Source organism: Victivallis lenta (genome assembly GCF_009695545.1).
GTDB classification, from domain to species: Bacteria; Verrucomicrobiota; Lentisphaeria; order Victivallales; family Victivallaceae; genus Victivallis; species Victivallis lenta.
In genome coordinates this window covers 114087-138941 of the sequence record NZ_VUNS01000012.1, presented here as the reverse complement: position 1 = coordinate 138941, position 24855 = coordinate 114087, and the positions used below count along the sequence as shown (strand labels likewise).

General features: G+C 63.0%; 12 protein-coding genes. 11 read left to right on the top strand and 1 reads right to left on the bottom strand.

From position 1 onward, the window contains the following. Positions 1–51 precede the first annotated feature (51 nt). From FYJ85_RS12295 to FYJ85_RS12265, 7 genes are all read left to right on the top strand, one after another. Positions 52–1584, top strand: a complete 1533-nt coding sequence (locus FYJ85_RS12295; RefSeq protein WP_154418891.1) for a potassium/proton antiporter — start codon at positions 52–54, stop codon at positions 1582–1584. Between the two features lie 129 nt (positions 1585–1713). Continuing rightward, positions 1714–5784, top strand: a complete 4071-nt coding sequence (locus FYJ85_RS12290) for a PAS domain-containing protein (protein ID WP_206213151.1) — start codon at positions 1714–1716, stop codon at positions 5782–5784. Further along, positions 5781–11195: a PAS domain-containing protein gene (locus FYJ85_RS12285; protein WP_154418887.1), complete on the top strand. Its 5415-nt coding sequence runs from the start codon at positions 5781–5783 to the stop codon at positions 11193–11195. The genes FYJ85_RS12290 and FYJ85_RS12285 overlap by 4 nt, the downstream gene beginning before the upstream one ends. Before the next feature lie 152 nt (positions 11196–11347). Then, positions 11348–12430 (top strand): LacI family DNA-binding transcriptional regulator, encoded by a 1083-nt coding sequence (locus FYJ85_RS12280; RefSeq protein WP_106053458.1) that lies wholly within the window; start codon positions 11348–11350, stop codon positions 12428–12430. Between the two features lie 43 nt (positions 12431–12473). Then, positions 12474–13121, top strand: a complete 648-nt coding sequence (locus FYJ85_RS12275) for a prepilin-type N-terminal cleavage/methylation domain-containing protein (RefSeq protein WP_106053459.1) — start codon at positions 12474–12476, stop codon at positions 13119–13121. Positions 13122–13149: 28 nt separating this feature from the next. Continuing rightward, on the top strand, positions 13150–16461 hold the full coding sequence (locus FYJ85_RS12270) for a sugar-binding protein (RefSeq protein ID WP_154418883.1): 3312 nt from the start codon (positions 13150–13152) through the stop codon (positions 16459–16461). A 10-nt stretch (positions 16462–16471) separates the two neighbouring features. Then, on the top strand, positions 16472–18700 hold the full coding sequence (locus tag FYJ85_RS12265) for a pyruvate formate lyase family protein (RefSeq protein WP_154418881.1): 2229 nt from the start codon (positions 16472–16474) through the stop codon (positions 18698–18700). Positions 18701–18712: 12 nt separating this feature from the next. Here the strand turns inward: FYJ85_RS12265 and FYJ85_RS12260 are convergent, their stop codons facing one another. Continuing rightward, positions 18713–19588 carry an AraC family transcriptional regulator gene (locus tag FYJ85_RS12260; protein WP_154418879.1) on the bottom strand — a complete coding sequence of 292 codons (876 nt, stop codon included), beginning with the start codon at positions 19586–19588 and terminating at the stop codon, positions 18713–18715. 108 nt (positions 19589–19696) lie between these two features. On the opposite strand from FYJ85_RS12260, the gene FYJ85_RS12255 reads away from it, so the two are divergent. The 4 genes from FYJ85_RS12255 to zupT all read left to right on the top strand — a co-directional run bounded on the left by FYJ85_RS12255 (position 19697) and on the right by zupT (position 24823). Next, on the top strand, positions 19697–20767 hold the full coding sequence (locus FYJ85_RS12255; protein ID WP_158703987.1) for a sialidase family protein: 1071 nt from the start codon (positions 19697–19699) through the stop codon (positions 20765–20767). A 507-nt stretch (positions 20768–21274) separates the two neighbouring features. Further along, entirely contained in the window at positions 21275–22567 is a 1293-nt protein-coding gene (locus FYJ85_RS12250; protein WP_106053465.1) for a homoserine dehydrogenase, read from the top strand. A 21-nt stretch (positions 22568–22588) separates the two neighbouring features. Beyond that, positions 22589–23998, top strand: coding sequence for an aspartate kinase (locus FYJ85_RS12245; RefSeq protein ID WP_106053466.1), 1410 nt, complete (start codon positions 22589–22591; stop codon positions 23996–23998). Positions 23999–24010: 12 nt separating this feature from the next. After that, positions 24011–24823 (top strand): zinc transporter ZupT, encoded by an 813-nt coding sequence (gene zupT, locus FYJ85_RS12240; RefSeq protein WP_106053467.1) that lies wholly within the window; start codon positions 24011–24013, stop codon positions 24821–24823. The last annotated feature ends 32 nt before the right edge of the window (positions 24824–24855 follow it).

Sequence of the window (24855 nt, the reverse complement as noted above, 5' to 3'; positions counted from 1 at the left end):
ATTTTCAATACCCGCGATATTCCCATATCCACAGATTGGAGCCGACAACCGATGAATGATATTGTGTCCAACCTTCCCGGCTACCTGACCGTGCTTGCCGTGCTGATCCTGGCCGGCGCCTGTTCGAGCAAGATTTCCAGCCGCCTCAACGTCCCCGTGCTCCTCGTCTTTCTCGGCGTCGGCATGCTGGCGGGAACCGATTTCCTCGGGATCGTCGCCTTCGACAACGCGGCCGCCGCCAATATCATCGGCAGCATCGCCATGGCGTTCATCCTCTACTCCGGCGGTTACGACACCTCCTGGAAGTCGGTCAAAAGCGTGATCGGTTACGGCAGTGTGCTGTCGAGCCTCGGCGTACTGCTGACCGCGCTTTTCGTCGGGCTGTTCACTTTCGGACTCTTCACGGCAGGGTTCCTGTACTTTCCGGAATACCTCGGTTTCACGGAAAAACCCTCCTTCGAGTGGTGCCTGCTGCTCGGCTCGATCGTCTCTTCGACCGACGCGGCCGCTGTGTTCGCGATTCTGCGGAGCCGCAGCGTGAGTTTGCGCGGCAAGCTCCAGCCGCTGCTGGAATACGAGTCCGGGAGCAACGACCCGATGGCCGCCTTCCTGACCATCTTCATGGTCGGCATGATCCTGACGCCGGGACAGAGCTACTGGACGATCCTGCCGATGTTCCTCATGAAAATGTCGCTCGGCGTCTTCTACGGCTTCCTGATCGCCAAACTCGCGGTCTGGCTCTTCAACCAGATCGATTTCGAGTACGACGGACTCTACTACGTGCTCGGCATCGGCGTGGTCATGCTGACCTTCGGCGCAAGCGAGTTCAGCTACGGCAACGGCTTCATGGCGGTCTATGTCTGCGGCATGGTCATGGGCAACAGCAAGTTCATCTACCAGCACGGCATCGGCCGTTTCCACGACGGCATCGGCTGGCTCATGCAGGTCATGCTGTTCGGCATGCTCGGGCTGCTCAGTTTCCCGAAGCAGCTCGGAGAAGTTGCGATTCCGGGCATTGCGATCGCGTTTTTCATGATGCTGCTCGCCCGTCCGTTCGCCGTGTTCCTCTGCATGGTCAGAAGCAAGTTCACCATGAAAGAGCGGCTGTTCGTCTCCTGGGTGGGGCTGCGCGGCGGCGCTCCGATCATGCTGGCGACCTTCCCGCTCATGGCGAATCTGCCGGATGCGTGGAAGATGTTCAGCATCGTCTTCTTCATCGTTCTCGCCTCGGTGCTCGTGCAGGGCAAGACCCTGATGCCGTTCGCCCGGCTCCTGAAGCTCGACAAGCCGCTGAAGGTTTCGCCGCGCGTGCCGCTCGAATTCGAGAACACCGGCACCATCAACGGCGACATGCGCGAATTCGAGGTGCTGCCGGGCGCGCCGTACATCGGCCGGAAGCTCTCCGAACTCGGTCTGCCGAAAGGGGCGCTCGTGCTGCTGATCCGGCGCGGCCGCGAGTTCGTCGTGCCGCACGGCAGCACGGTCATCGAGGCGCACGACGGGCTGATGGTGCTCGCCGACCCGGCCACGCTGGCCGCGACCGCCCCCGTGCTCTCCTGCGAACAGGAAGAAGAGCACGCGTAACGTTTCGGCACTTTCCGGCCGGCCGCGTTTGACAAAATCCCTTCCCCGGCTATATTAGGACAGAATTCAATCGTGCAGCAACATTGCGGTTTCGGGGCCGTTTCCGCAATGTCAACGGGAACGGATTTCATGACAAAATTACTGCTGGCGACCGCAGCAGAAACAGCTGCCGGCCGACTGCCGCAGGCGGAAATTGCGTTTCTGCTGCTTCCGCTGCTGCTCATCGTCATCTTCGCAGTGCTGTACCGGCGGGAAAAACGCAGGCGCAGACAGCTGGAATACCTGTTCGGTCAGACGAAAAACCGCTGCTTCGTCTGCGACCGCAATGCGAGAATCCTGGACTGCCGTCCCGGCGCCCCCGCCGGAAAAAGCGCCTCGAAGGTTGCGAGGCTGCTGGCGGATGCGCCGGACCGGGAGGAGATCGGGGAAACCATCCGCAAAGTGTTCCGTACCGGAATCCCGCAGAGCCGCCATGCCGCGAACGGGGAATTTCAAACCTTCCGCAAAGTGCCGTCCGGCGTTTTCGGCGCCGAAGCCGTCCTCGTGCTGTCGGCGGACGAGTCGGAGAAGCGGGAGCTTGAAACGGAGGTGCGGTTCCTGACCGCCCAGCGCTCCGCCGCGACGGGCGAAATGGAGTGCGGCGTCCTCCTCGTCGGCTGCGACGGCGAAATCCTTCATGCCAACCCTGCGGCGGGAGAGCTGACCGGTTTCACCGCACGCCGCCTCGCCGGGCTGCACTATGCAAAAGTGTTCCCGGAGGGGGGCGCCGTCCGCTCCCTCCTCGAGCAAGCCCTGCGGGAGAACCGGCCGCTGGAACTGCCTCCCGGCGGCGTTCTCGCCGCCCGCGACGGCAAGCGGCGCGAGATCGCGGGCCGGGTTGCGCCGGTGCCGTATCCGGACGGAATCCGGGCCGGCACCGTGCTGATCCTCACGGATGAAACCGCCCGCAACGCGGAACGCAGGCGGCAGCGGTTCGACAGCACCGCGCTGGCCGCCGCGTTTCAGCTGGCCGACCTCGGTTATTTCAGTTACGACCCGGTTTCACGCATGACGAGCTGCAGCGAGGGATTCGAACGGCTGTGGCCGTTTCAGGACGGAGTTCCGCTGCCCGAGAAGGAGTGGATACTTCCGGAGGATTACGATGAATTCATGCGCCTGCGCGACCGGCTGCTCAGCGGAGAGGACCGGATTTTCACCGCCGACTATCGTTCCCGCTATTTCGGAGAAATGCAGTACTACCGGCTGCGGGCGCATCTGGAGGAGGAAAACGGCGTGAAGGTGATCTTCGGCGTCGTCCAGAACGTCACGGCGACCAGCACCCGGGACCGGCGGCTGGCGGCCGGAAACAAATTCGTCAACGTGCTGTTCGACATCTTCCCGTATCCGGTCTACCTGAAGGAGGCGTCGGACGAATACCGTTATACGATGTGCAGCCGCAGCTGGTACGAGTTCTTCGGGCGCTCGCCGGAGGAGACGCTCGGCAGGAACGACCGGGAGCTCTTCGGCGAGGAGAGGAGCCTCCCCTTCCGCGAGACCGACCGGCAGACCAATGCGACAGGCGGCCCGGTCAACACCATGGAGGAGCTCGTCGACGCCGGCGGGCGGTCCCGCACCTTCCACTCCGCGCGCGTCGCATATACGACGGAGGACGGGCGGCGGCTGATCCTCGGCATGATGCTGGACGTCACGGAAAGCCGCCGGGCCCAGCTCCGTGAAAAGGAGCTTCAGACCTTCCTCGAGAAAATACTGGACCTGTTTCCGGGCGGCGTACTGGCCAAAGACGCCGACGACGATTTCCGGTACGTGTTCTGGAACAAGTGCCTCGAAACCCATACCGGCTATGCGGCGTCCCGGGTCATCGGCCGCACCGACTTCGAAATCTCGCCGTGGCCCGGGAACGAACGGAACTTCCGCGAGACCGACCGGCGAGTGCTGGAATCGGAAACGCACACGCTGCACTACCCGGAACTGCTGACCTCCGCCTCCGGCCGGCAGATCCACTACGAGACGACCAAGACCCTGCTTGAAAACGGCGGGAAACGGTATATCGTCGAACTCAGCCTGGACAATACGGCGAAGCATGAACTCGAACGGGAGCGGGAACGCACGCTGAACCGCCTGAACGATTTCGTCGCCGGGGAGGCGCTGCTGAACAGCTGCCTGAAACGCATCACCGTGGAAAACGACTACCGGAAGGCGGTCAACGACATTCTCCAGCAGATCGGCAACAACCGGAAAGCCGCCCGGGTCTACCTTTACCGCTTCACCGACCCGGAGGAAACCCGGGCCGAATGCAGCTGCGAGTGGACCGGCAGCGGCGTCCGGCCGCGCCGTGAGTTCCTTGCGACGATCGACTTCAGCGATTCTCCGGAGCTGCGGCGGAACCTCTGCCGTCCGGAAGGGTTTCAGGTCGATGATGCGGCGCTGGCGGCGGCGGAGTCTCCGGAGATCGCGGCCTACCTGGGCGGAGAGCCCCTCCGGGCATTCAGTACCGTCGGCATCCGCCTGGACCGCGGGCAATCCGGATTTCTCGGAGTCGATTTCACCGAGGATTCCCGCCAATACGGTGACGCGGGGCTGCGCCCGCTCAAGGATATGGCCAATATCTTCCTGTTGGCCTACCAGCGGAAAAAACAGTTCGACGCCCTGGCGGACAGCACGGCGGTTCAGAAGCTGATCATCGACATGATGTCCAACCCGGTCCTGCTGGTAGACAGGGATTACAGGATCATTCACGCCAACAACAGCACCGCCGAACGGCTCGGCGTGAAGCTTGCCGAGTGCATCGGCAGACGCTGCCTGGGAACTCTCTGCCGGCGGCAGGCTCCGGATGAAAGCTGCGCCGTCCATCAGACGCTGCAGAAAAAAGCGCCGGTCAGCATGGAAAAAAGCATCGCCGGACGCGACTACATCGTCAACACCCAGCCGATCTGGCATGAGAATGAAATCATTCAGGTGCTGGAGACCTTCACCGACATCACGGAACTCAACCGGAACAAAAAACTTCTGGAGCAGACCGTGAAGGACGCGGAGGAGGCCGCCCGGGCCAAAAGCATGTTTCTCGCGACCATGAGCCACGAGCTGCGGACTCCGCTGAACGCAGTCATCGGTTTTGCGGAAATCCTGAAACTCGGCGGAATGTCGCGCCGGAAGGAGGAGGAGGCCATCCAATCCATCCATTTTGCCGGAGTCACGCTGCTGGAGCTGATCAACGATGTGCTCGATCTCTCCAAACTCGAAGCCGGGCAGATGAAGATCACCCCGGAAAAGCTGAATCTGCGAAATCTGCTGAACGACCTCAGGAAACTGTTCGCCCGGAAGCTCGACGAAAAGGGTCTGACCGGCCGGATCGCGGTTCCGGCGGATCTGCCGATGCTCTACCTCGATCTGCTGCGGCTGCGCCAGATTCTGTTCAACCTGCTCGGCAATGCCGTGAAGTTCACACACCGCGGCGGCATTCGGCTGACAGTGGAATTCCATCGCCGGGACGAAACGGCCGGCGACCTGACGATCCGCGTCGAGGACACCGGCGACGGCATCGCGCCGGAATATATGACGCGCATTTTCGAGCCGTTCGGCCAGCAGGATGCCCGGCGGGAGCATATCGCCCAGGGAACCGGGCTGGGACTCCCGATCTGCAAGCGTCTGGTTGAACAGATGAACGGCACGCTGTCGGTAACAAGCGAGCCGGAGAAAGGGAGCTGCTTTACCGTGTTTCTTCCGGGCGTGCGGTATGAAGCGGCGCATTCCGGGCAGTCGGCGGCGGAGCCGGAACCGGCTGCCGCCTCAGCCGCCGGGCTCCGGCTCCTCGTGGTCGACGACGTCGCACTGAACTGCAAAGTCCTGGCGGCCATGGCGGCCAAGCTGGATTTCCTGGTGGAAACGGCCGCCTCCGGTGCGGAGGCGCTGCAAAAACTCGAGCGCTTCCGCCCGGACCTGATCCTGACCGACTTGTGGATGCCGGGGATGAACGGCGACGAACTCGCCGCAGCAATCCGGAAAGACCCGCGCAGCAATGCCGCCCGGATTCTCGCCGTAACCGCCGACGCGGCGATCGCCCCGGAACTCCGCAGGCAATTCGACGGCATTCTCCTGAAACCGGTCACGCTCGACAAGCTGCGCACGGTGCTCTCCGCCGCGCCGGGCCGCCCGGACATTGCGCCGCCCGGAAAAACGGCCGGAACCGGGGAGATGCGATGAAACGCGCCGGAAAATCACTTGTCATCCCGTTCCTCTTCGCGGCGGCCGCGGCCTGTGCCGCCGGGGCGGAAGCTCCTCCGGCGCAGCATTGGCATTGGAACTATCCCTGCGAAATTTTCACCGGCGCGATCATCCTCGGAATCCTGCTGGCCGGGGCCCTGTCGGCGATCGTGTTCCTGCTGTACCGGAGAAAATACAACCGGATCACGCTGAACGTACACCGCGCCCTTCCGGTCCGGGTCACGGTCTTCGACCGGGACGGGACGATCCTGTTCTATCACCGGGAGCGGGGCTTTCCCAGCGACTTCCCGGAGAACGACTACAAACATCTGAATGAGATGCCGTGGCTCGACACCGGCAAAATCCTCTCCGCCGTGCAGAGCGTCTACGACAGCGAAAAGCCGCTCATTCTCGACTACAGCTCGGGGGGAGAGAAACGGACCATCATCTTCTCGCTCGCCTCGCCGAAGATATTCGGGAAAAAAGCCGTCATCGGCGTCTCCCACGACTCCGGCGACCTGCAGTCGGCCCGTCAGGAAGCCGCCGACACGGCCGCCCGCTTCGCCCTGACGCTCCAGTCCATCGGCGACGGAGTGATCGTGACCGACGCCGGGGAACGCATCACCATGATCAACCCGGTCGCGTGCGAACTGACCGGCTGCGGGGCCGCCGAAGCGCTCGGCAGACCGCTCGACGACATCTTCCATATCGTCAGCTGTCTGGACGGCCGCCGCGTCCCCTCCCCGGTCCGCGAGGCGCTGGAGTCCGGCAAGACCGTCACTCCGGCCGATCACACCGACCTCATTGCCCGGGATTCCCGGCGGCGCCACATCGCCGACAGCGCCGCGCCGATCCGCTCCCCGGACGGAAAAACCGCCGGCGCCATCCTGGTGTTCCGGGATGTCACGCTCGAGTACCGGAAACGGGACCGGCTGAACATGAGCCTCTCCCTGCTGCGGCAGGCGGCGGACGGCAACGCCATGCACTTCTTCCGCATCGATCCGGAGACGTTCGAACCGGTCTCCGTCTTCGACCGCGACCTCCGGTTCCTGCCGAAAGTCAACGGCGCGGCTATCCCGCTTTCGGAGTGGCTGCCGAAGGAGGATTATGCGCGTTTCAGGCAGTGGGCCGAAGAGGTTGCGGCCGGGCGGCAGAGTTCCCGTTCCGGCACGGTAAGGAGCCGGTACAGCGGCAGGCAGGAGGTCTTTCAGCTCACTCTCACGCCGGTCCGGGCCGGAGCGGAAGACGAAACCCGTCGTCCCGAGGTCATCGGCATCCTCCGCGACATCACCGTCGAAACCGAACGGCGGAAGCGCGCCGATGAGAATCTGCTGCTGCTCACAACGATCAAGGAGAGTCTGCCGTATCCGGTTTTCGTGAAGGAGGCCGGCGACAACTTCCGCTACACCATGTGCAATCCGGCTTTTTCCAGGCAGATGGGACGGGAAGTGAAGGAGACGGTCGGGAAAACGGATTATGAACTGATGACCGTGAAAACGGATGCCGACGCCATCCGCGAGCATGACCGGGCCGTCGCCGCGTCAGGCCGGCTCATGGATTTTTCGGAGCAGTACACCGGCGCGGACGGAACCGTTTACCAGTTTCACAGCTTCAAACAGCTCATCGAGCCGGAGCCGGGCCGGCTGCTGCTGCTCGGCATCAGTATCGATGTGACCGGGGAAGAACAGGAAAAAATGGCGGCCCGGCGCAGCGAAGAACTGCTGCGGGCGGTTCTGGACCGGCTGCCGGCCAGCATCTACGTGCGGGATGCCGCGAACGGCTGCCGCTTCACCTTCTGGAACCGGCAGATCGCGGAGGAGACCGGCATCGCCCCGTCCGGCATCATCGGCCGGACCGCCGCCGAAGCCGGGCTCCCGCCGGAACAGATCGCAGAAGAAGCCCAGACCGCCGAAGCCGGTTTCGTCCGGAAACGCCGCCTCCGCGCCTCCGGCGGAGAACGCATATGCGACATCTATCAGGCGCCGCTTGAAATAAAAAGCCGCAGGCTGCTTCTCGGCATGAACATCGACGTCACGGAACAATGCCGCCTCTCTGAAGAAAACCGCAGATACACCGCCCGGCTCGAAACGCTCGGCCGGAACTCCTCCATCCTGAACCAGGCGTTCCGGACAATTGCGCTCGGCAGCGACTTCCGCGACACCGCAGTCAGGCTACTGGAACTGTTTTCGCACGCGCTCGGAGCGGAGCGCGGATTCGTCTTCCGCTGCGAAGGGAAGCTGATCGTCAAGGAGTTCGAGTGGATCTCCAACAATGTGCATCCGCTCGACACCTACAACCACGACGGCTCCTTCAACGGTGTGCTGAAGCAGCTCGAAGCGGGCCGGACCATCCTCATCGAAGACTCCATGCAGATTCCCGCGGAGCTCGGCGACTGCGTCTCCACGCTTCTGGCGGAGCGGATCAAATCCTGTTACTGGAAGCCGCTGTTCGCCGGCGGCCGTTTCTACGGTTTCATCAGCTTCGATTTTGTGGAAAAAGCCGGCAGCTGCGACGGCAACGTGCCGCTCCTGCTCGACGACGCGGCCTCCGCCTACCTGATCGCCCGGAGCAGGTGCGAGCAGGCGGAACAATTGCTCCGGCAGACCTCGCTGCAGGGCCGGCTGTTCGACCTGCTGACCACGCCGGTGGCCATCTTCAACGCCGACCGCCGGTGCCTGAGCGCGAACCGGAGCTTTTATGAGATATGGCCGCTCGGCACGCAGAGTCTGCCCGGCAGGCTCTGCGACGATGAGGGCGCCTGCATGCTTCGGAACAGTTCTCACTGCGACCCCGGCAACTGCCTGCTGAAACGGACGCTGCGCGACAGGGCGCCGGGAGAAAAACTGCTCGATCTCTCCGGCAGGACGGTGAAAATCAACACTTCCCCGCTCTTCGCCGCAAACGGAGAGGTCGAATACGTGATGGTCTGCCTCGCCGACGTTTCGAAGCTCTCCGGCGAAAACCGGGAGCTCGCCACCTTCCTCGGACAGGACCGCCTGATCAACGACTGCCTGAAGGTGCTGCTGCTGGATACCGGATTCGAATCGGCGCTGAAAACAATCTGCATGCGCCTCTCCGAAAAATACCGCACCGACCTCACCGCGGTCATGCGCCTGGATGAAACAGGCGGCGCGATCGCGGCACACGCGGTCGCCGCCGACCGGCGCGGGAGCGGCAGGCCGCCGGAGCTGCGCGCGGATTTCGCCGTCCGCCCCGACACCCTTGCGCGGCTGCGGAACGGCAGGAGCCTCCGCTGCTCCCTCAAGACGGCCCCCGCGGGGGGGAACGCCGGTTTCGTTCCGGAACTGAAGGCCCACCTCGCCGCCCACCGGCTCTTCGAGCTCATCATGGCGCCGGTTCTGCTCGACGGCAACTGCTGGGGCTGCCTGGTTTCCGAACGGAAGGAGGAGGCGGAACCCTTCTCCGCCTCCGACGAACGCGCCTATCTCGAGGCGGCGCGCATCGTCTCGCTCCTGCTGCGGCGGGAAAAGCAAAAGCAGGCCCGGGCCAATGAAGTCGGCATGCACGCGCAGATCTTCGAATACGCCGACGTCGCGCTCCTGATGTTCGACAGCGGCGGAAACGTCGTCAGCGTCAACCGCAGCTGCAGCGTCCTTCTGGACGGCGACGCCGCCGATTTCACCGGGCAGCCCTGCCGGAGCATCTGCCGGGAGGCGTCAGCGACCCTCGAAAGCTGCACCTCCGCCGACTGTCCTCTCCGGCAGAGCCTGAGAACCGGCAGGCCGGCAACGGCGGACCGCGTCTCCCGGGAGCGGACGCTGCGGATCTCCGCGCAGCCGATCTTCGACACCGAAGGCAAGGTGCAGTATGTGCTCGAAAGCGTCATCAACCTCACCGGCAAACTGGCCAAGCAGCGGGACCTCCGCGAGACCAACCTCAGGCTCAATGAATACATCGAGCAGGACCGGGTCATCCACGAAACCTTCCGGCACCTGCTGCTGAACCGCGATCCGGCTTCGGCGATCGGGGAGATTCTGTCGGCGCTGGCGCCGAAGATGAATGCCGACAACTGCGCCGTCCTCCAATATTCCGGCGACGGCGAACACCCCGGGTCGATCATCCGCCACAACTGGTCCAGCGGCAGCGCCCCGGTCGCCACGCGGGAGGGGCAGCGTTTCAGCGCCGAACATTTCCAGGCCGTTTTCACCGAACTCAAAGCCGGGCGCATGCTTCACGGCATCCGGGGAAAACTCGACGAAACCGTGCCGTGGCAGAAGGAATATGCCGCTTACTTCAACCTGACCGGCCAGCATGAGCTGGTCAAGCAGCCTTTGCGGATCGGCGGCCGGTTCTGGGGATACTTCGGAATCGAGCGGGCGACGGAGGAGGAGTTCTCCGCCGGGCAGCTGCGGCTGTTCGAAATGGTTTCGCAGGTCATCCAGACCCTGCTGGAGCGGGAGGAAGAGCGCCGCCGGAGCCACTCGCTCGAGGCGGAGGCCGAGCAGATCCTCGACCTTCTGGATATGCCGGTCATCATCTTCGACGGCCGGGGGCGGATCCTGACCGCGAATGCGACGGCCTGCCGCGACCTCGGCAGAACCGGCACGGAGTTGCGCGGCGACAGCTGTTGCGCCCTGTACTGCGGCGGCGGGCACCGTTTCGAGAGCTGCATGGTCCTGCAGACCATTCAGCACCGGAAATCCTTCTCGAAGGAGGTCAAATTCAACGGCAGGCTGTACATCGCCAGCACGATCCCGATCATCGAGGGCGACCGGGTCGTGAAAGTCATTCACCATCTGGTCAATATCGGCGAAGCCGAACGGACCCGGGAACGGTCGGCGGAACTGAGGGGCGGATGCAGATTTCCCGCCCGGGCCGTCCGGCAGCTGCAGGACAGCCTCTGCGAAATCGGGAAAGAGCTCGAAGCGCTGCAGAGCGGCGGCACCTCCGGCGCCGACCTCCCGGCCTCTCTCCGCAAAATCCGCGAACGGGCGGATTCCGCCATGAAGATTCTGGACACTCCGGCGCCGGCGGAAGAACAGATTCCGGAGAGCGCCGGCCTGCGGAAGCCGCTGCCGGAGGAGCCCTCCTCCGTCATCCGGAAGGCCCTGATCGTCGACGACGTCGCCATGAACGTCAAGGTTCTCGAGATGATGCTCAGGCGCCTCGGCTTCACGACCCGGAGCACGACCTCCGGGCAGGAGGCCCTGCGGTTGCTGAACGAATTCCGTCCCGGCACGATCCTGACCGACCTGTGGATGCCGGAAATCAGCGGAATGGAGCTGGCCCGCTCCATCAGGTCCGGCAATCTCGCCCCGGAGGCCCGCCTGATCGCCGTGACCGCCGATGTCGAAAACGGCAATCATTTCGACGTCAGCTGCTTCGATGCGGTCATCCTTAAGCCGGTGACCTTTGAAAAACTGAAAAAACTCCTGCAGATCAAGGAGTAACCGATTCCACCCGGCGCCGGACCCGCTTCGGCGCCATCCGTTCATGATGAACGTTCATCATGAAAAATTCGACTTTTCATGAATTTCCACTTGCCGTTTCCCATTTTTTTCGACATAATATCAATGGGAACAGACAGGAAAGGAAATCGGCAATGCCGGAAGAGATCACCATCAAGGACGTCGCAAAGCTGGTCGGTTTTTCGACCGGAACCGTCAGCCGGGTGCTGAACGGCGCTCCGAACGTGAATCCGGAGATCAACAGCCGGATTCTCCGCGTCCTCAAGGAGAGCGGCTATCTCGCCAAAGAGCGTTACCGCCCCGGGCGCAGGACGCGCCGCTGCGGCAGCCGGATCTGCATGCTGGCGCCGGATATGAGCGCAAACTGGCGGAACAATCCGCTCTGCGTCCGGTGGCTCTCGGGAATCGAGGAGGCCTGCCGCAAGCGCGACTACAGCCTCGACATTCAGTTCGCCCACCCGGAACTCTCCAGCCGCGAGCTGGTCCGGATGCTGCGCCCGTATGACGGCATCCTGCTCCGGGTCCCGTCGCTCAACCCGGAATTCCTGCCGTTTCTGCCGAAAAACATGCCGGTGGTCTGCTTCGACAGCAGCCGGCCGCAGCTTCCGTTTCCACAGGTCGCGGCCGACGAATACGCCGCCGGAAAGAGCGTGACGGACGAGCTCATGCGCCTCGGTCACGAAAAAATCGCGTTCGTCAACCCGGAGATCCGCCACCGCGAACTCGCCGCCCGCTGCGCCGGCTACATCGAGCACATGGTCGAAACCGGGAAATTCCGGGCGGAATATCTCGTGATGTCCGATTCGGAGCCCCGGGAGATCACCGAACCGCAGGCCGCGCCGCCGGACCTCGCCGGGATGCTCGAATACTTTCTCTCCCTCCCGGAGCCGCCCACCGCCGTGATCTTCGCGAACGACTGGACCGCGGCCGGTTTCTACAACGCCTGCCTCGAGCGTCAGATCTCCATTCCGGAGACTTTCAGCGTCGCCGCATTCGACAACACGGTATCGATCTGCGAAATCCTTCACCCGAAGCTCAGTTCCTACCAGCTGCCGCTGTTTGAAATCGCCTACCGCGCGGCGGAACTGCTGTTCGGGATGATCGAATCCGATCCGCCGGACGGCAGGCGCGAGCCGGATATCCACTACCTGTTCGGCAAGCTGGTCCTGCGCGATTCGATCAAGCCGCTGCACACTTCGTTCCGGAGTTGCAAATAACCTTCGAGCCTGCCAATCCGCAAATCAAAAGAGGAAAAAGGAAATGAAACACCATCCGTTCACCCTGATCGAACTCCTCGTCGTCATCGCGATCATTGCGATCCTGGCCTCGATGCTGCTGCCGGCATTGAGCCAGGCCCGGGAAAGAGGCAAGAGCGCAAACTGCATCAGCAATTTAAAGCAGATCGGGCTGCTGAGCATGCAATATTCAGGGGACAACGGTGATTACATCGTCGCGACCAGCGTTCCGCCGTGGCCGAGCTGGCACTGGTGGACCGGCAAACGCGGACTGGCCGCCTATACCAATGTGGATGATTTCCGCGGCGAAGCCGGCTACTCCTGCCCGAGCGCGCCGGTCAAGGCAAACAGCGTCGCCTCCTACAGCGCCAACGCTCATATCGCATCGAATCTGTACGACGAAGAGGCCTATAACCGCTACTACAAGGCGGGAGGGGTCTCCCGGCCGTCACAGAGATTTTATGTATTCGACTCGCTCGACGAAGTCAACAGCTGGCCGATGAAGGACTTCTGGTTCTTCTACACCGCCGAGCCGACAGCCCGGGTCAACGAGTTCGCCAGGCATTCAGGCCGCGGCAACATCCTGTTCCTCGACGGTCACGTCGCATCTCGCGGCCCGCAGGCGCTCGCGGAGCGCGAATACCCGGCCATGCGCTGGTGGGTGGAATTTTAAATCAATTCAAGCAGGAATCCGACACAAGATGAATTTCAGAAACTTTGCAACCGCAATGATGTTTCTTGCCGCAGCCGCCGTCCACGGGGCCGATGCATGGAAACCGGCCGCCGGGAATCCGGTCCTCTCCAGAGGCTCGTTCCTGAACATCCACTCGCCGGCGATACTGGCGGAGGACGGGCAGTACACGCTGTTCTTCTCCGGCTACTGGGGGGCGCTGGAGATCTTCCGGGCCCGGAGCGCCGACGGAACCGCTTTCACGCCGGAGAAATCCCCGGCCGTCCCGCGCGACCCGGAAGGGCAGCCGGGCTCCTGGAACGTGATCGGTTCTCCGAGCGTCCTCAAGGAGAACGGCATCTATCACATCTGGTTCGCCGGGGCGCCCGACTGGAACACTCCGGCCGCGATCGGCTACGCCTCGTCGCCGGACGGCGTCACCTTCAGCAAATATCCGGGCAACGCGGTACTCGCCGCGACGGACGGCGGCGCGGTCGCGTCGCCCTCCGTGCTTCTTGAGGACGGGCGGTTCAAGATGTGGTATCTCGCCACCGAAAAAGGCGGCTGGAAACCGCGCGTCTGTTACGCGGAATCCGACGACGGCTCCGAGTGGACGCGCCGCCCCGCGCCGGTCATGGAGGGCAGCCCGGCTTTCGGCGGCGATATCCTGACTTCGCTTTGCGTGCGGAAAAACGGGACCGGCTACCGCATGTGGTACGGCGTGATCGGCGCGGACCGGCAGTGCCGCATCGGCGAAGCCGCCTCCGAAAACGGCTTTGACTGGAAACGCTCCGGCACGGAGCTGTTCCCCGGCGACAACCCGTCCGTGCTCATCGACGGCGACGGGCTGAAGCTCTACTACACCTATGGCGACAAAGCCGGGATCGGCCTGGCCGAAAAACGCGAAGCGGCCCTGGCTCCTCCAGCCGGAAAAACGGCTGCCGAACCGGGCGCCGCCGCGCTGCCGGCCGTCGTGCCGGTGGAACAGGGCGACGACTCGCCTTTCGGCATCAACTGTTTCCAGTTCCCGGAAATGGAGCGGGAGCTCGGCGCCAAATATCTGCGCTGGGAGTTCGCGCATCAACTGATCGAGCCGGAACAGGGCCGGTTCGACTGGGAACGCACCGACCGGATCGTCTCCGAAGCCAAAGCGCAGGATATCCGCATCCTCGGGCTCATCAGCAGCACGGCGAAATGGAATTCGCCCCGGCCGGACGCGGCGGATTACTACTCCTACGCGCCGCGCGACCACAAAGCGCTGCATGCTTATGTAACCGCCGTCGTGAACCGCTATAAGGATTACATCAAATACTGGGAAATCTGGAACGAGCCGGATCTTCCGTATGCGTGGAACGGGAGCCACGCCGACTTCGTCCGGGTCATGAAGACCATTTACGAGGCGATCAAAGCCGCCGATCCGGAAGCGAAGGTCGCCGCGATGGCGCTTGACGGCGGCTTCGCCCCGTTCCTCGACGCCGTCCTCGCGGCCGGAGGCGGCGCCTATTTCGATATCTATTCGGACCATACCTACGTTTCGGGGGTCGAGCTCCAGGCGCGGCTTGCGGCAGTCAGGAACCTGCTGGCCAAATACAACTGCGTCAAACCGATCTGGGTCACCGAAACCGGCTGCAACACCACGATCGAAAAACGTGAAAACGAAACACCGGAAGCCGAAGAGGCCCGCTGGCGGAATGCGCTTCGGCAGCAGGCCCGCGAAGTCGTGCGCCAGATGGTCGGGCTCCTCGCCGAAGGCGTCGAGAAGATCTTCGTCTACCAGGCCAGCCGGGTCGGCAGCCGGTACGACTATGAAAACTGGGGGCTGCTCGATGAAAAGGGCGGGATCCTGCCGGCGGGGGCAGCCTTCAACCTGACTGTGCGCATGCTTTACGGGAAAAAGTTCCAGAATGCCTTCAAATACGGGCAGTACGCCCGGGCGTTCGCCTTCTCCGACGGCCGCGAGGCGGTCATCGTGCTCTGGAGCGACCGGGATGAAAAGCTCAAGCTGAATCTCGGCGACGCATTCACCGTGACCCGGATCGACGGCGCCGCGCCGGAGATGAGCGTGGCGGACGGCTTCACGGAGCTCGCCGTCGGGCCCGACCCGATTTTCATCGCGGGGCTTGCCCCGGAAATTCCGGGCCGCCAGCAGAGCCTGACCTTCCCGGAGAATCCGGTGACGCTGCTGCCGGGAGAAGCCCGGAGCGTGCCGCTCCGGATCGTCAACCCGTTCAAGCACGCCTGCACGGTCGAGCTGAACGTCTGGGCTCCGCCGGGCAGCACGGCGAAATCCGGGAACCGGCGAATCGAGCTGGCCGCCGGAGCAACGGCCGAAATTCCGGTCGAAGTCGAACTTAAAACGGCCCCGGCCAAACCGCTGCGGCTCCTCGCCTCCGCCGATTTCAACCGCGGCTTCTTCAAAGCCTCGGCGGAACTCGAAGCGACGGCGGGAGCGCCGGTCCGGCTCAGCATCGAGCCCGCCGGCCTCAGCGCCGACGGTTCGCTGGAACTGGCCGCCGGCATCGCCAACCTGTCGAGAAAACCGCGCAGCGGCACACTCCGGGTTTCAGCCGACTTCCCCGGTACGTTCCAGCCGGAGAAGGCGGACTTCTCCGGAGTCGCTCCCGGAGAGAGCGCGCAGTTCCGGTTCCGGCTCTCCGCGCGGGAACCGCTCTCCAACCATAACCGGCTCCGGCTGAACGGAACGCTCTCCGGCGGCGAAGCCTTTGAGCTTGAACGCCCGGTCGATTTCCTGCTGTGCGCCCGCGACGGCGAAACCGCGCCCCCCGGAGCCGCACTCAACAGCGCCGAACAGTATTACCCCGTCATCTCCGACGCCCGCTGGGGCGGCCCGAAGGATCTTTCAGGACGGCTCACCGCCGCATGGAACGACACTTCGCTCCGGCTGTCGCTCGAAGTGACGGACGACGTCCACCACCAGCCGTTCAAGGCGGACGGCCCGCTGTTCGACGGCGACTCGGTCCAGATCGGCATCGACACCTTGTGCAACCGGTCGGTCAACTACGACAACGACGACTACGAGCTGTGCTTCGGCCTGACCCGCAACGGCCCGGAATTCTCCGTTTTCGCCGCGCCGGGAGGCATGGCGGAAAGACTGAAAAAACAGGCCGTGTTCAAGGCGGTCCGTGAAGGTGAAATTACCCGTTACGACATCGAATTGCCGTGGAGCGCTCTCGGCGTGAAGCCGAAGCGCGGAATGAAGCTCGGCTTCTCATTCCTCGTCAACGACAACGACGGAGCCGTGCGCAAAGGCTTCCTGCAATGGACCAGCGGAATCGGTCCCCGCAAGGACCCGCGCCAATTCGGAACCCTGATCTTATGGTGAATCTGGAATCATGAATCAATTCGACCCGATCAAACAGCTCCGGGCGGCCGAGCGCCGCGCCGCCCGTCCCCCCGAACAACGCAAGCGCGCCCGCATTACCGAGGCGTTTTTCGGGCGTTTCGCCGGCCTGCCGCTGCGCGAGCGGCAGGCGCGTTCGCTCGCATATGCGCTACTGCACACGCCGGTGCGCACCGGCGGCGGCCCTTATCTGGCCGGACAGCTTTACACCGAATACTGCGGTGACCTCGGCGGCAGCGATTTCGATCCGCGCTGGCGGGATTTCGACTGCAATTACGTCGCCGAACAACGCGCCCGGCGCGAAATTCCGGGCCTGGCCGAACTGACCGGCGCCGACCGGGACGGAAAAAACCCGTCGTGGGTCACCTATGCGTCCTGCGCGCCCGGCCATGTCGGCTGGCGCTACGAATGGATTCTCGAATCCGGCGTCACCGGGCTGCTGCGGCGAATCGGAAGATCGTACCGCAAAGCCGACGCCGAAGGGCGGGAATTTCTGGAGGGCTGCCGCATTCTGCTCGAAGCGATGCTTGCCTGGAACGACCTGCACGCAAAGAAGCTCGAAAAGGCGCTGCGGAGCTGCCGCACCGAAGTCCGCCGCCGGGAGCTCCGCGCCAAGCTTGCGCTGGTCCGCCGGGTGCCGCGGTACGGGGCCCGGACCTTCCATGAAGCACTTCAGGCGTTCCATTTCTCCTACCTTGCAACCATGTTCGAGAATCCCTACGGCGGCAACGGCCCGGGGCGGCTCGACTATTTTCTCTGGCCGTACCTCGAACGCGACCTCGCCGCAGGGCGGGAGACCGTCGAATCGGCGACGGAAAAGGTCGCCGAGCTTTTTCTGCGCATGCATGAGCGGAACTACTGCAAGGATATGGGGATCGAAACCATCATGGTCGCCGGCAGCCGTCCGGACGGCTCAAGCGCGTTCAACCCGCTCTCCGAAATCATGGTGCGCGTCATCATGAAGCTCGCGGTCACCACGCCGCACGTCTACATCCGCATTCCGGAAAATCCGCCTCCGGCCCTGCTCGAACTCGCGGCGGAGTACCTGAAGGACGGGCACAACATGGCGCAGATCCTGAGCGACCGCTCGATCGTCCCGGCGCTGGTCCGCGGCGGCGTCGCGCCGGAGGACGCGGCCATGTATATGTGCGGAGGCTGCATGGAACTTTCTCCGCAGGGGATGAACTGCGATCTGCTGTTCACCGGCTTCTTCAACGTCCCGAAAATCCTCGAGCTCACGCTGAACGGCGGCATCTGCCTGAATACCGGCTGCCGGATGCTGTCCGGATACCGGCGCACCCTCGAGGAGTTCGACAGCTTCGAAGAGCTTTACGGCGCCTTCCTCGGCAATCTGAAAACCACGCTCGGCTTCACCTTCCGCTGCATGGATCTGTTCAGCGAAGAGGCGGCGCGGCTGCGTCCGGCCTTCCTGCTCTCCGCGCAGGTTTCCGACTGCATCGAGCGTGCCCGGAATCTCAACGACGGCGGCGCACGCTACAACGACTACGGCTCGACTCCGATCGGCCTGCCGGATGCCGCCGACAGTCTGTATGCCCTGAAACACGCCGTGTTCGAAAACGGAATCGCGGGCAAGGCCGGTCTGCTCGCCGCGCTGCAAAGCAATTTCGCATCGGATGAGCTCCTGCGCCTCCGGCTGCTCAAACTGCCGAAATTCGGCCAGGGCGACCCGGAGGCCGACGGGATGGCCGCCCGGCTGTTCCGCGACGTCTGCGCCATTTACGACGGTTTTTCCAACCGCTTCGGCGGCAAGGTCAAGCCGATGCTGATGAGCTTCGTTTTCAGCCCGATCGCCGGCAATGCGCTCGGCGCCTCGGCCAACGGCCATAAGGCCGGCGTCCCGGTCGCGCAGGGCATGACGCCGCATTCGAGTTCGATGACCCGCGGCATCGGCACGGCCATGCAGTCGGCCAACCGGCTCGACCTCGGCGCGGCCCCGGGCGGTGTCGCCTCGATGTGGGATCTCTCCGGCGGATTGACCCGGCTCGACGTGCTGCAGGGGCTGCTGCGCAGCTTCATCGCCACCGGCGGGCAGATTTTCCAGGGAAACACTACGAGCGTCGAGGAGCTCCGCGCAGCGCGGCGCGATCCGGAGTCCTACCGGCACCTGATCGTCCGGGTGGGCGGCTTTTCCGCGAAGTTCACTGCGCTCGACCCGCAGCTGCAGGATGAGATCATCAACCGGCACCGCCACTGCGTCTGAAACGACATCCGGTCAGCGGCCGCGGATATAGCGGCGATACTGCCCGGGCGTGCGTGCAAAGGCGGCGCGGAAAGCAGTCGAAAAGTAGCACTCGTTCGAGAATCCGGACTGTTCCGCCACCTCGGCGAGCGGCAGGTCGTACCGTGCCAGCAGCCGGGCGGCGTGAACCAGCCGGGTCCGCTGCAGGCAGGCGGCCGGGCTCATGCCGACTTCGCGCCGGAAAAGTTTGCGGAACTGCACTTCGCCGAGCCGGACATGCGCCGCGATGTCGGCAACCGCGATGCTGCCTGCGAAATTCGCGTTGATGTACGCAAGGGCCAACGCAATGCGCCCGTCGTTCCGCCGCGGAACCGAAAAGCGGAAGCGTCCCGCCCGCGCCTCCTCGAGCATCAGTTCCTTGAACAGCTGTTTCATCGCGCTTTGCGCGGCATCGGGCGATGTGTTGCGTACGGCGACGATCGTTTCCAGCCGCGTCAGCACGGCCTCCGTGTGCTCCGGATGCAGGAAGGGCGAAGCGAAACAGCCGAACGGATTCGCCCCGGCGACATCCCCGGTCAGCGCGTGGGCGATGAAATGCTGCGACGCGCCGCAGCCGTCGGCAAGTCCGAATGAGTGCGGGATGAATTCAGGCACGATCATCGCATCCCCGCGGCGCAGAATCCGTTCCTCTCCGTTCACCGTCACGCGTTCCTCCCCCGAAACGGTCAGGAAGAAAAAGTTGTCGCAGATCCGCCTCTCCGGAACGTCCCACGGCCGGAAACAGTTCCAGAAGGTGATGCCGAGCACGATCGGTTCCGCATCGAGAATGATCCGCGCGGCCGTCTCCGCCGTCTCCGGATCAAGCAGCCCTTCGAGCTTCAGCTTGCGTTCGTCGCCGAATTCATTCATAGTGTCGAAATTCGAAAGAAACGGTTGGTTTTCTGCAATTGCTTCCTGTTGGAAAATAGCGTATAATTAAGAAGAATGCAACCCGGAAATCGAAATCAGGAGAAAAAAATGGAACACACCGACCGGATCGAATTCGCCTACCCCGCCACGCTCATGTTCAAAGCCGACGATCGTTTTCTGTTCGGCCGCGAACCGACGCCGCGCCGCATGCCGGACGGTTCGATCGTCTCGCTCGTCTACACAGGCGGCACGAAGGAGCCGCATCCGGACAACGTGGCGGCCGTGATCCGCAGCACTGACGACGGCGCGAGCTGGTCGAAACCGGAACTCCTGTTCAAACATCCGTTCCGCTGCACCTGGGGGACCGAACTTTTCACGGAAACCTCCCGGCCGTTCGCGGTCTTCCAGACCTTCTGCCATGAAACGACCTACGCCGAACTGCGCGCCTTCATGACCTTCACGGACGACAACGGAAAAAGCTGGACGAATCCGGTTTCAATACCGGGAGTACCGCCGAATTTCTCGGTCCGGCAGGGGAAGGTCCTGAGCGACGGCAGCTGGCTCTTTCCGGTTTACTGGCTCGAACAGCGGTCGGATTGGACAGCCTGTAACGCGCCCGATGCGTTCTATACCTCCGGAGTAATCCGTTCGACCGACGGCGGAAAAACGTTTTCCCTGCACGGCGCGGTCGCCACTCCCGGCCATGCGTGGGAACCGGAAGTGACCGAGCTTGAGCCGGGACACCTGAAAATGTTCGTCCGCTACGAACACGCGGATGCCGTCCTCTGGGAGAGTGACAGTTTCGACTACGGACGAAGCTGGAGCACCGCGCGGCCTTCCGCGATTCCGAATCCCGGCACAAAATTCGTGATTTACAAAATCCGCGGCCGCCACGTGCTTGTCAACAATGTCTGCACGCCTGAGCGGAGGGAACGCGACGTGCTGGAGTTGTGGATCAGCAACGACAATTGCGCGAACTGGTCGAAGAAGCTGCCGCTGGCCCGGCTGAACAAAGAGAATCCGAACACATGGGACGGCTTCTGGGACGGCGGTGAGGCGTTGCCTCAGGCGGCCTATCCGCACGGCTTTGCTGATGACGGGGAGGAGAAACTGTACCTGGCGATCGATTCGGTCCGGAAATTTTTCTTCCTCAAGGTTCCGTATTCGGACCTGCTGTAAAGACACAAGACATTGTCCGTCAGACGCGTCAAGGCGGCAAAGCCGCCGCCGGCACCGGCGCCTCGCCGGTCGGGTTCCAAGGGCGAAGCGCCTTGGCCGCCGGAGGCGATCTGTACGCGAAGCGAAACAGCTGCATCAGCAAAATGAAATTTTGCCGCGCAGCGTACACGGTCTGTTGCGCGTATGCGCAAAAAGACCGCGCCCCGCAAGGGGCGTGCATCCCCAAAGCCATGGCGCTGCCGGAGCGCATTCCGACACAGTAAGCGGTCCCCTGATGCAATTGGACAGAGAGGGCCCCGTCTCTCCACACACGTCAAGGCGGCGAAGCCGCCGCCGGCACCGGCGCCTGCCGCACTTTTTTCCGCCGGGCTGCGTTCCCGGTCGGAAATCCACTGATTTTCGTCAAAAAGAGAGAAGCGCATATTTACAAAACGGCTTCGGAGTGCTATATTGTCATTTTGACGAAAGTTCTCTATAAACATCTGATGGGAAACGGGGAAACAGAACGTGAAAGAAGTAAAAGTCGGAATTATCGGATTCGGCACGGTCGGTGCCGGAGTCGCGGAAAACATTCTCAAGAACAGTGAAGTCGTTGCCAAGCGCACCGGCGTCAAACTCGTTCTGACCCGTATCGCCGATCTCGACATCACCACCGACCGGGGTGTCGCGGTGCCGCGGGAACTTCTGACCACCGATGCCGCCGTGGCGATCCGGGAGTCCGACATCGTCGTCGAACTCGTCGGCGGCACGACCATTGCGAAAAAATTCATTCTCGAGGCGATCAGCGCCGGCAAGCATGTCGTGACCGCCAATAAGGCGCTGCTCGCGCTGCACGGCAAAGAGATCTTCGACGCGGCCGAAAAAGCCGGCGTCGACGTCTGCTACGAAGCGAGCGTCGCGGGCGGAATCCCGATCATCAAGGCGCTTCGCGAGGGCCTGGTCTCGAACCGCATCAGCCGGATTTACGGCATCATGAACGGCACCTGCAACTACATCCTGACCCGAATGGAAAACGAGGGGGCCGACTTCCATACCGTGCTGGCCGACGCGCAGAAGCTCGGTTATGCCGAAGCGAATCCGTCGCTCGACATCGACGGATTCGACACGGCGCACAAAACCTCGATCCTCGCGTCTCTGGCCTTCGGCCGCTGGTTCGGCATGGACCCGGTCTTCGTCGAAGGCATCCGCGATCTCGCGCTGGACGACTTGCGCTATGCGGACGAACTCGGTTACCGGATCAAGCTGCTTGCGATCATCAAGTCGAACAACGGCAAGGTCCAGATGCGCGTCCACCCGACGCTGATCCCGAAAAGCACGCTGCTGGCGAATATTTCAGACGTGTTCAACGGCGTGATGGTCGAAGGCGACGCCGTCGGCCAGACGCTCTTCTACGGGCGCGGCGCCGGTCGCAGCGCGACGGCGAGCGCCGTCGTCGCCGACATCACCGACGTGGCGCTCAACATCGCGGCCGGTTCGGTCCGCCGGATTCCGGCCTTCCGCCCCGGCGAACAGTTCGAGCAGGTTGCCGCGATCGACGACATCTCGTCGCGCTACTACCTGCGTTTCATGGTCAAGGACTGCCCGGGCGTGCTCGCGTCGATCACGCAGATCCTCGCGGACCGCGGCATCAGCATCTCGAGCCTGATCCAGCACGAACGCTACGGCGCCGACGGCGCGGTTCCGCTCGTCATCCTGACCCACAAGGCCAACGAGCGGGAAGTCAGGAACGCGCTCGGCGAAATCGATACGCTCTCGATCAACCAGTCTCCGGTCAAGCTCATGCGGATCGAAGACATTTAAGCAACAGGATATCCACAGACGATGGGACAGCATACCGTAGAAAAAATCGGCGGGACCTCGATGACCCGCTTCGGCGAGCTGATGGAGAATATCCTCATCGGCAGCCGCAGGGGAGCGGAGCTCTACAACCGCATCTTCGTGGTTTCCGCCTATGGCGGCATCACGAACCTTCTGCTTGAAAACAAGAAGACCGCCGAGCCGGGCATCTATGCGAGTTTCGCGGCCGGCGACCGGATCTGGGAGAACAAGCTCGAAGAGACCCGCAACGAAATGATCCGGCTGAACCGCTCGTTCGAAGAACTCGGGCTCGATCAGACAGCGGCGGACGACTTCGTCAACGAGCGCATGGACGGCGTCAAGAACTGCCTGCGTCACCTGATGCAGCTGCGCAGCTTCGGCCACTTCCACCGCGAGGACTACCTCCCGGCGGCGCGCGAACTCCTGAGTTCGATCGGCGAAGCGCACAGCGCGTTCAACTCCACGCTGATCCTGCGCGAACGCGGCGTGAACGCGGTCTTCGTCGATCTTTCCGGCTGGCGCGACCAGGACACCGACTCGATGGAGGAGACCATTTCCGGCCATCTCGCCGGTCTCGACTTCGCAAGCTGCATGCCGATCGTGACCGGCTATGCGAAGTGCAAGGAAGGAGTCATGGCCAAATTCGACCGCGGTTACAGTGAGATCACCTTCAGCAAGCTCGCAGTCGTGACCGGAGCGCGGGAGGGGATCATCCACAAGGAGTTCCACCTTTCGACCGGCGACCCGAAGCTGATCGGGGCGGACAAGGTCCGCACGATCGGCCATACGAACTACGATATCGCCGACCAGCTCGCCGACATGGCGATGGAGGCAATTCATCCGAAAGCATCGAAGGCGATGGAGCTGGCCGGAATTCCGATCCGGGTTGCGAATGCGTTCGATCCGGGTAATCCGGGGACCCTGATTTCGCGCGATTACGTCGCGCCGACACCGCGCGTCGATATGATCTGCGGCCGCCGCGACGTGCTCGCGATCGAAGTGTTCGACCCCGAAATGGTCGGCGAACCCGGCTACGACTACAACGTCCTCGCGAGTTTCGCAAAGAACAAGATCAGCTATATCGCCAAGAACACGAACGCGAACACCATCACGCACTTCGTGTCCGAGAAGTCGAAGAACCTCGACAAGTGCCTGAAGGAGCTGAAGGAGCATTTTCACGGAGCGCAGATTTCGACACGCGAGGTTGCGATCGTCAGTGTGATCGGCACGAACATGAAGCTGCCGGGGTTCCTGCATCGCGCCGCGAAGGCGCTGGCCGAGTCGAAGATCAACGTCCTCGCGCTCGACCAGTGCATCCGGCAGGTCAACATGCAGTTCATCATCGACCGGGAAGACTTCGAGACGGCGCAGAAGGCGCTTCACCGCGAACTCGTGGAGCACGAACAGATATAAGGAGAGCGGGCAATGGAAATCTTCGCCGGATCGGTATGGGGCGCATTTCTTCTGACCACGCTGGCCGGGCTGGCCACGGCGGCAGGGGCGGCGGCGGCCTTTTTCACCCGGCGGACCAACACCCGCATGCTTTCCGTGGCGCTCGGCCTCTCGGGCGGCGTCATGGTCTACATTTCGTTCGTCGAGCTCCTGGCCGGGGCGAACCTTTCGCTGCGGGAGGAGTTCGGCGGCAAAACCGGCGCCTTTCTGTCGATGGGGGCGTTTTTCGGCGGCATGCTTCTGGCCGGCATCATCGACCGGCTTGTGCCGGAACCGGCGAACCCGCACGAAACCAAGTCCGTCGAGGAGATGGACAAACAGAATCCGCCCGACTACGCGAAGCTGCACCGCGCCGGAATCCGTTTTGCGGCCGCGATCGCAATTCACAAGTTCCCGGAAGGGCTGGCCGTTTTCGCGGCGAGCCTGAGCGGGCTTGAGCTCGGCATTCCGGTTGCGCTCGCCATGGCGCTGCACAATATCCCGGAGGGAATCGCTGTGTCGGTGCCGGTCTATTACGCGACCGGCAGCCGGGCCAAGGCGTTCTGGTACGCGAGTCTGACCGGCCTGGCCGACCCGGCCGGGGCGCTGCTCGGCTATCTGGTGCTCGCACCGTTCCTGACCTCGGCGGTGCTGGAGATCATCTACGCGGCAGTGGCCGGAATCATGGTTTTCGTGACCTTCGACGGCCTGCTGCCGATGGCGCACAAGTACGGGGAAGAGCATTGGTCGCTGTACGGGCTCGTCGCCGGAATGTTCCTGATGGCGCTCGGGCTCGCGGTGGTGTGAGAAAAGAAACAACCTTTCTGAAGGATAAGACA